We start from the raw sequence: 7,469 nt of genomic DNA on the forward strand, positions 1-7,469 counted from the left end.
CCCGGCGGCATGCCGGTGATCGCGCCCATGCCCGCAGCCCGCTCCACCCGGCTCCCCTCGCAGCGCGAGGGCGCTGAGGACGGCGTGGCTGCCGGAACAACGGTCGACCATCTCACCGAGACCTACCGGGCCCACTACCGGTCGCTGCTGGGCCTCGCCGCCCTGCTCCTGGACGACACCGCCTCCTGTGAGGACGTGGTGCAGGAGGCGTTCATCCGGGTGCACTCGGCGCGCAACCGGGTACGTGACCCGGAGAAGACGCTCGCGTACCTGCGCCAGACCGTCGTCAACCTCTCGCGCTCCGCGCTGCGCCGCCGCATCCTCGGGCTGAAGCTGCTCTCCAAGCCCATGCCGGACATGGCGAGCGCGGAGGAGGGGGCGTACGACCAGCTGGAGCGGGACGCGCTGATCAAGGCGATGCGGGGGCTGCAACGGCGCCAGCGGGAGGTGCTGGTGCTGCGGTACTTCGCGGACATGACGGAGGTTCAGGTGGCCGAGACGCTGGGGATATCCCTGGGTTCGGTCAAGGCCTACGGCTCCCGCGGGATCGCCGCGCTGCGTGTCGTGATGGAGGCGCAGGCATGAGCGGCCGCGCGTACGGGAACGGGAACAACCCCGAACACGAACACGAACGGGAGGCGGCCGGCGCTGCCGAGCCGACCGGAACCGCCGGTCCTGTCGAGCCGGGCGGGGCTGCTGATTCCGCCGAGCCGGACGGGGACGCTGGTTCCGCTTCTGCCGGGAGCGAGGACCTGGGCAGCCCCAGTGATCCGCAGGACCCGAGTGATTCGCGGGACCTGAGCGACCTGCGTGATCTGCGGGAGGTGCGGGACCTGCGCGGGCTCTTCGGCCCGGGGCCGGGCGACGCCCCGAAGACGGAGGGCGAGGGCGCGGACCTCGACGAGGACGCGCTGCGCCGCATGCTGCGGGGCGCCGTCATCGATCTCGAGCCCGCCGCCGGGACGCTCGACCACCTCAAGCGCGCGGTCCCCGTCCGGCGGGCCAAGCGGCGGCAGGCCGTCGTCGGCATGGCCGCGGCGGCGCTGCTCCTCGGCACCGCCGTGCCCGCCTTCGTGCACGTCGCGAACTCGGACGGGTCCAACACCGCCAACCCCGCGATAGCCGGGCACGGCGAGCAGGCGCAGGGCGGCAACGGCGCCGACAGCGGCGCGCAGGCCGACGGCCGGAACGTCAACGGCGCCACCGACGGGCAGGGCGACGGCGACCCGGACCGGCCCAGGAGCGCCGACGGCCCGGCGGACAGCAGCGGTCCGGACGGCGACGGGGGGCTGTCGGGCGGCACCGCCGACCCGAACGGCCCTTCGGCGGACTCCATGCCGAGCTGCGATCCGGGGCAGCTCGGCGTCGCCTCGGCCGAGACCGGCGCGGCCGGCGCCGACGGCACGGTCTACGGCACCTTCAGGATCTCCAACGTCTCCGGCACGGAGTGCTCGGTGAGCACCGGCGGCAGCGTGGGCTTCCAGGCGGCCGGCGCGGCCGACCCGAGCAGGATCGCGGTCGTCCAGCACACCGCGGGCGACGCGGCGTCCGGGCTGCCCGACCCCTCGCAGGAGCAGCGGACGGTGCTGCTGAAGCCGTCGATGTCGTACGAGGTGAAGTTCGCCTGGGTGCCGAAGGACACCTGCCCGGTCACCGGAGCCTCGCCGAGCCCGACGCCGACCGAGGACGGGGGCGGGGCGGGCGGTTCCGCCGCGGCCGGAGCGGGCAGCGGCGAGGGGAACTCCGCCGCGGCCGCGCAGTTCGGCAGCGAGGACAGCGGCGGCGGCGGGACGCAGGACGGCAGCGTCGCCGTGACGCACACGCCGGAGGCCGGGGCGCCGGTCGCGCAGGCGACGATCTCCAACGCGTGCTCGGGCACGATCTACCGGACCGGGGTACTGGCTCCGGCATCCTGACCACGTACGCGGCGCACGCGCCGCGTACGTGCCCTCAGACGGCCCCGGACGAGGCCCCCGCGGTTGCCCCGGCTTCCGGCCCCGTTTCCGGCTCGGCTTCCGTGACCAGGCCCAGCTGCTGGTCGCGTGCCGCTTCGGCCTCGCGGCGCACCAGCCGGAACCACATGAAGAGCACGAACCCGGCGAAGACGAACCACTCGCCGGTGTAGCCGAGGTTCTGGAACGCCTTCAGGTCGAGCCCGGTGCCCTGCGCCACCGCCGCCGGTACGGGCCGCAGCGCCTCGGCCCCGCTCCCCTGGCCGCCCGTGCTCTGGACCGTCACCCACGCGTCGTAGACGTCGTACGGGACGAGGTTGACCAGGGACGCGGCGCTGATCATGCCCAGCTGGTCGTCGGGGAGCCCGCCCCGCGTGTCGACCCCCTGGGTGCTCGGGGTCTCGGACGCCTGGAGGTCGCCGGTCACGGTGACCGTGCCGGTCGGCGCGGCGGGCACGGCGGTGCGGCCGGGCTCGCCGGGCAACCAGCCGCGTACGACCGGCAACGCCTTGCCGCTGTCCGTACGGAGCATGCCCAGGACGTAGAAGCCGGTCTTCTCGTCCAGTTTCCGGCCGGGCACCAGGAACTGGTCGGCGTACCGGCCGGTGGCGGTGGCGGGGCGGCCGGACGTCACCGTGCTCACGGGCAGCAGCTCGTCGATCGGCTTGGCGGCCCGGGTGCCCGGGGCGGGCTGCTTCTCGGCCGCGTCGTGCGTCTGCACGCGGTCCTCGAAGCGGCCGAGCTGCCAGGTGCCCATGAACACGCAGAACGGAATGGCCAGCACGACGAAGAGGTTGATCCCCCACCATCGCGGGGTCAGCAGGAACCGGTACACCCCTCCACGGTACGGTCCCCGCTCCGCCCGCCCGGAGCGGGGTACCGCCCGAAACCCCCTGCCGTCACCCGGCACGCCCGGCCGGGTCCGCTACGCGCCGGACGGCTCCGCCGCCCCGCCCAGGTGGCGCCGGGCGAAGTCCAGCTCCAGACGGACCTGCTTGATCCGCTCCTCGACGACGAGCGAGCCGTGCCCCGCCTCGTACCGGTACACCTCGTGCGCCGCGTCCCGCCCCTTCAACCGGTCCACGTAGTTCTCGATCTGGCGGATCGGGCAGCGCGGGTCGTTGACGCCCGCCGAGATGTAGACCGGCGCCCGGACCGCGTCGACATACGTCAGCGGGGACGACGCCTCGAAGCGCTCGGGCACCTCCTCCGGCGTACCGCCCAGCAGGGTGCGGTCCATCGCCTTCAGGTCCTCCATCTCGTCGTGGTACGCCGTGACGTAGTCGGCGACCGGGACCGCCGCCAGGCCGAGGGCCCAGTGCTCCGGCTGCGTACCGAGGCCGAGCAGGGTCAGATAGCCGCCCCAGGACCCGCCGGACAGCACCAGCCTCGCCGGGTCCGCGAGGCCGGACTCCACCGCCCAGTCCCGGACCGCGGCGACGTCCTCCAGCTCGATCAGACCGATCCGGTGCTTCAGCGCGTCGGTCCAGGCGCGGCCGTACCCGGTGGAACCGCGGTAGTTGACCCGGATCACCGCGTAGCCGTGGTCGATCCAGGCGGCGGGGCCGGAGGCGAAGGCGTCGCTGTCGTGCCAGGTGGGGCCGCCGTGCAGCTCGAACACCGTCGGGAACGGCCCCTCGGCCGGGGCGGCGGGCCGCTGCACGAGCGCGTGGATCCGGCCGCCGGGCCCGTCCACCCACACGTCCTCCACCGGTACCGACTCCGGCGCCTTCGGACCCGGCGGATCGAGCACCACGGCCCCCGAGGTGGACCGGATGACCGGCGGCTGCGCGGCCGAGGACCACAGGTACTCCACCGAGCCGTCCGGCCGGGCCGTGGCCCCCGACACCGAACCGGCGGGCGTCTCCACCCGGACGGGACCGCCGTCCGTCCCCGGCTCGTACCGCCACAGGTCGCTGCGGGCCTCGAAGGCGTGCACGACCAGCAGCGCGGAGGCGTCCGGGTACCACTCGGCGACCACATCGCCGGGCAGGCCGATCGCCAGCTCCGTCTCCTCACCCGTCGTCGGGTCCCAGATCATCGGCTCCCAGCGGCCCCGCCGCTGATGCCCCACCAGCAGCCGGGTGTCCCCGGCCACGGGCGCGAAGCCCAGCACGCTCAGGCCCAGTTCCTTCGTACCGCCCTCGGTGTCGTCCAGCTCCGCGACCGTCGTCCCGTCCGGCCGGACCACCCGCAGCGCGGAGTGCATCGCGTCGCCGTGCTCGGTGTGCTCCAGGGCGATCAGCGTCCCGTCCTGGCTGAGGTCGCCGACGCCCGCCGACTCGCGGTGGCGGTAGATCTCCACCGCGGGCTCTCCGGGCCGCACGACATGGACCGTCGTCCCGTCCTCGTCGGTCGAGCGGCCGATCACCGCCGTACCGTCCCGGCCGATGGCGAGTCCGGCCGGGTACGAGGGACCCAGACCGGGCGCCGCGGGCTCGTCGGCCGGGGCACCGGCCCCCTCGCCGCCGTGGAACGGCCGGCGCATCCACACCCCGAACTCGTCCCCGTCGGTGTCGTCGAACCACCAGATCGACTCCCCGTCCGGCGTCAGCGCCCCGTCCGTCGTGCCGTTGGGCCGGTCGGTCACCTGGCGCTGCTCACCGGTGGCGCGGTCCCACGCGTAAAGCTCGTACGTGCCCGTCGCGTTGGAAACGAACAGCGCGCGGTCGGGGGCGTCCTCCGCCCAGTCGGGCAACGACACCCGCGGTGCCCGGAAACGCTGCTCCCACGTCGGCGCGGAAGCGCCGGCCCGGGCGTCGGCGGCCTGCGCGTCGGCGGCCTGGGAGGAAGCGGATGTCGTCGAGCCAGTGGTCTCAGTCATGCCCCCATTCTGCGCGGGAACGCCGACAATTCGTTCGCATCGCCCCCAGCCTGTGGATAACCTCCGGGGCATGCATCTACCGACGCCCACCGACTGGCACGAGGCGAACCGCGCGCACTGGGACGAGCGCGTCCCCATCCACGTGGGGAGCGACTTCTACGACCTCGCCTCCTTCCGCGCGGGCAAGGAGGCCCTGCGCGACTTCGAGCTCGCCGAGGTGGGGGACGTCACCGGCAGATCACTGCTGCACCTCCAGTGCCACATCGGGGTCGACACCCTCGCCTGGGCCCGGCACGGCGCCGCCCGGGTCGTCGGACTGGACTTCTCCGAACCGGCCGTCGAGACCGCACGCTCCCTCGCCCGCGAGCTGGAGTTCTCCCAGGACCGGGCGTCCTTCGTCGCGGCCGACGTCTACGACGCCGCACAGGCCGTCCCCGACTCCTCGTACGACATCGTCTACACCGGCACCGGTGCGCTGAACTGGCTGCCCGACATCGGCCGCTGGGCCGAGACCGCCGCCTCGCTCGTGGCACCGGGCGGCTTCCTCTACATCGCCGAGTTCCACCCGGTGACGGACTGTCTGGACGACGAGACCGGGACGAGGGTCGCGTACGACTACTTCAGCCGCGACGCCTGGGTCGACGAGACCCCGGGCACGTACGCGGACTTCGACGCGCCCACCGTCCACAACCGCAGCGTCGAGTGGACGCACCCGGTCGGCGAGGTCGTCTCGGCGCTGGCCGCCGCCGGGCTGCGGATCGAGTTCCTGCACGAGCACGACGCCTCGCTCTTCGCCCGCTTCCCCACGCTGAAGCGGCAGGACGACGGCTTCTACCGCTTCCCCGCCGACCGGCCGCGCATCCCGCTGATGTACTCCATCAAGGCGTCCAGGGCCGCCGGTTCCTGAACCCGGGCCGATTGTCAGTGCCGGGGTCCACACTCGGAACCATGACGACGACTGCCGATCTGCGCGCCGTGGTGGAGACGTACTGGAGCGCGGCCGAGGCCCGCGACTGGGACGCCTTCGCCGCCACCCTGGCCGACGACGTGCTGTACGAGCTGCCGCAGACCTGTGAGCGCGTGCGCGGGAAGGAGCCGTATCTCCGGTTCAGCCGGGCGCTCATGGGGGCCCGGAGCGTGCGCGTCGAGCGTGTGGTGGCCGATGCCGGGGCGAGACGGGCCGCCGTCCGTACCCGCTCCACCACGGACGCGGCGGCCGGCTCCGGGGCGGCGGGGGGATCCGCGGCGCCCGAGGAGCTGCTGGCCCTTCACTTCTTCGCGTTCGACGAGACGGGGCGGATCAGCGGGATCACCGACTTCCGGCCGGAGCCGTACGAGTCGCCGGCGGACCGTGATCATCTGGTCGAACGGTGCTGAGCCCCGTCGGGCTGCTTCGTGACGGCGGTGCGGCGGGCCTCGGGGGAGGCCCTGGGGTCCCGGGGATGCCTTGGGGCCCGGGGGGAGCCTCTGGAAGCCCCCGGGGAGGCCCGCCGCACGTCGTACCTCTGTCGTCCGCGTCCTACGCGGCCGAGCGGAGGGCCGGGAGGTAACCGCCGGACTGACCGGCGGCCTTGGGGTGGTACGAGTTGTAGACCGGCAGCGTCACGCTGTTGAGCCACGCGTCTCCGGAGCACAGCTCGTGCCCGGTGAATTCGTCGACCACGCTGGAGAAGGTGAACCCGGCGTTGGCGGCCTGCTTGGCGATGACCCCGTTCAGGACGTCCGACGCGTTGTTGATGGCGGACCGTTCCTTCTCGGTGAGGCCGGCGATGCAGCTGCCGCTCAGCTGGTAGAAGCGCGGATAGCCCAGCACCACGACATGGGCCTGCGGGGCCCGCGAACGGATCGAGGTGTAGAGGGAACTCAGTCCGGACGGCAGTGAGTTGTTCATCCGGGAGACGGCCGTGGAGATGCTGCTGAGACAGGCGGACTCGCCGGACAACACGCAGTCCTGCATGACGTCGGCGAAACCGACGTCGTTGCCGCCCGCGGTGACGCTGACCAGCCCGGTGGACGAGCTGAGCGCCCCCAGCTGGGTCGAGGCCACCGAGCTGGTGGTGGCGCCCGAACAGGCCACGAAGGCGAAGGACGAGGGTGAGTTGGCGGCGGCCCAGAGGTAGGGGTAGGCCTTGGTGCTGCGGCGGCAGTCACCGCTGTCCGACGTGTAGCTTCCGGCGCCGACGCCGGAGGAGTACGAGTCGCCGAGGGCGACATACCCGCCGGCGGCCGAGGCGTTCGCCGAGGCCGGCTGGGCGATGCCCAGGGCGGCCAGGGCGGCGAGAACGAGAATGGATGCGGACGCCCGGAATCTCCGTACTGACATGGCTGTCAGCCCTCCGAAATGTGGGGGGTGGGTGGGGGGTTGATCGAGCGCCACGTTTCTAGCAGCAATCAGTACCGGCCGGTAATAGCTGCGAAAGAACTAGTCTGATATGCCCGAATGATCGTTCGGGTGTCATAGCTCCGCGCGTAGAAAAACCCCCGTCCGGGCCTCGGGCGGGGGTGGTGCGGAGGTGTGTCAGTGACTCACCACGGCGTGCGGTTCCGGCCACCGTGTGCGGAGTGGTGAAGCGTCACGTTGTGCGGGGTGGTGATCCAGTGCGGCGTACGGGGTGGTGATCCACCGTCCTGGCACCGCTCACCCCGGCCGCCGGCTCCCGGCCGGTCCTGCGCCACGGCGGGCGCTACTGGAT

At 72.9% G+C, this 7,469-nt stretch carries 7 protein-coding genes; 4 read left to right on the forward strand and 3 right to left on the reverse strand.

From position 1 onward, the window contains the following. The first annotated feature begins 9 nt into the window (after positions 1-9). Both ACFCV8_RS09655 and ACFCV8_RS09660 read left to right on the forward strand, forming a co-directional pair. Positions 10-585, forward strand: coding sequence for a SigE family RNA polymerase sigma factor (locus ACFCV8_RS09655; protein WP_376684748.1), 576 nt, complete (start codon positions 10-12; stop codon positions 583-585). After that, positions 582-1,916, forward strand: a complete 1,335-nt coding sequence (locus tag ACFCV8_RS09660) for a hypothetical protein (RefSeq protein ID WP_376684736.1) — start codon at positions 582-584, stop codon at positions 1,914-1,916. Before ACFCV8_RS09655 ends, ACFCV8_RS09660 begins: the two co-directional genes overlap by 4 nt. A 34-nt stretch (positions 1,917-1,950) precedes the next feature. Here the strand turns inward: ACFCV8_RS09660 and ACFCV8_RS09665 are convergent, their stop codons facing one another. Both ACFCV8_RS09665 and ACFCV8_RS09670 read right to left on the reverse strand, forming a co-directional pair. After that, entirely contained in the window at positions 1,951-2,787 is an 837-nt protein-coding gene (locus ACFCV8_RS09665) for an SURF1 family protein (RefSeq protein WP_376684737.1), read from the reverse strand. 90 nt (positions 2,788-2,877) lie between these two features. Next, a complete protein-coding gene (locus ACFCV8_RS09670; RefSeq protein WP_376684738.1) occupies positions 2,878-4,776 on the reverse strand; it encodes a S9 family peptidase in 1,899 nt (632 codons plus the stop codon). Positions 4,777-4,846: 70 nt separating this feature from the next. Between ACFCV8_RS09670 and ACFCV8_RS09675 the strand changes: the two genes are divergently transcribed. Then, entirely contained in the window at positions 4,847-5,683 is an 837-nt protein-coding gene (locus ACFCV8_RS09675; RefSeq protein WP_376684739.1) for a class I SAM-dependent methyltransferase, read from the forward strand. 41 nt (positions 5,684-5,724) lie between these two features. Further along, positions 5,725-6,153: a nuclear transport factor 2 family protein gene (locus ACFCV8_RS09680; RefSeq protein ID WP_376684740.1), complete on the forward strand. Its 429-nt coding sequence runs from the start codon at positions 5,725-5,727 to the stop codon at positions 6,151-6,153. A 142-nt stretch (positions 6,154-6,295) separates the two neighbouring features. Here the strand turns inward: ACFCV8_RS09680 and ACFCV8_RS09685 are convergent, their stop codons facing one another. Beyond that, positions 6,296-7,099 carry an SGNH/GDSL hydrolase family protein gene (locus tag ACFCV8_RS09685; RefSeq protein WP_376684741.1) on the reverse strand — a complete coding sequence of 268 codons (804 nt, stop codon included), beginning with the start codon at positions 7,097-7,099 and terminating at the stop codon, positions 6,296-6,298. Between the last annotated feature and the right edge of the window lie 370 nt (positions 7,100-7,469).

The sequence above is a fragment of the Streptomyces sp. NPDC056347 genome, from assembly GCF_042262625.1.
In the GTDB taxonomy this organism is placed as follows: Bacteria; Actinomycetota; Actinomycetes; order Streptomycetales; family Streptomycetaceae; genus Streptomyces.

Coding starts and splice junctions, on each gene's coding strand:
- ACFCV8_RS09655 (WP_376684748.1), top strand. CDS start 10: ATGCCGGTGATCGCGCCCATGCCCGCAGCCCGCTCCACCCGGCTCCCC.
- ACFCV8_RS09660 (WP_376684736.1), top strand. CDS start 582: ATGAGCGGCCGCGCGTACGGGAACGGGAACAACCCCGAACACGAACAC.
- ACFCV8_RS09670 (WP_376684738.1), bottom strand. CDS start 4,776: ATGACTGAGACCACTGGCTCGACGACATCCGCTTCCTCCCAGGCCGCC.
- ACFCV8_RS09675 (WP_376684739.1), top strand. CDS start 4,847: ATGCATCTACCGACGCCCACCGACTGGCACGAGGCGAACCGCGCGCAC.
- ACFCV8_RS09680 (WP_376684740.1), top strand. CDS start 5,725: ATGACGACGACTGCCGATCTGCGCGCCGTGGTGGAGACGTACTGGAGC.
- ACFCV8_RS09685 (WP_376684741.1), bottom strand. CDS start 7,099: ATGTCAGTACGGAGATTCCGGGCGTCCGCATCCATTCTCGTTCTCGCC.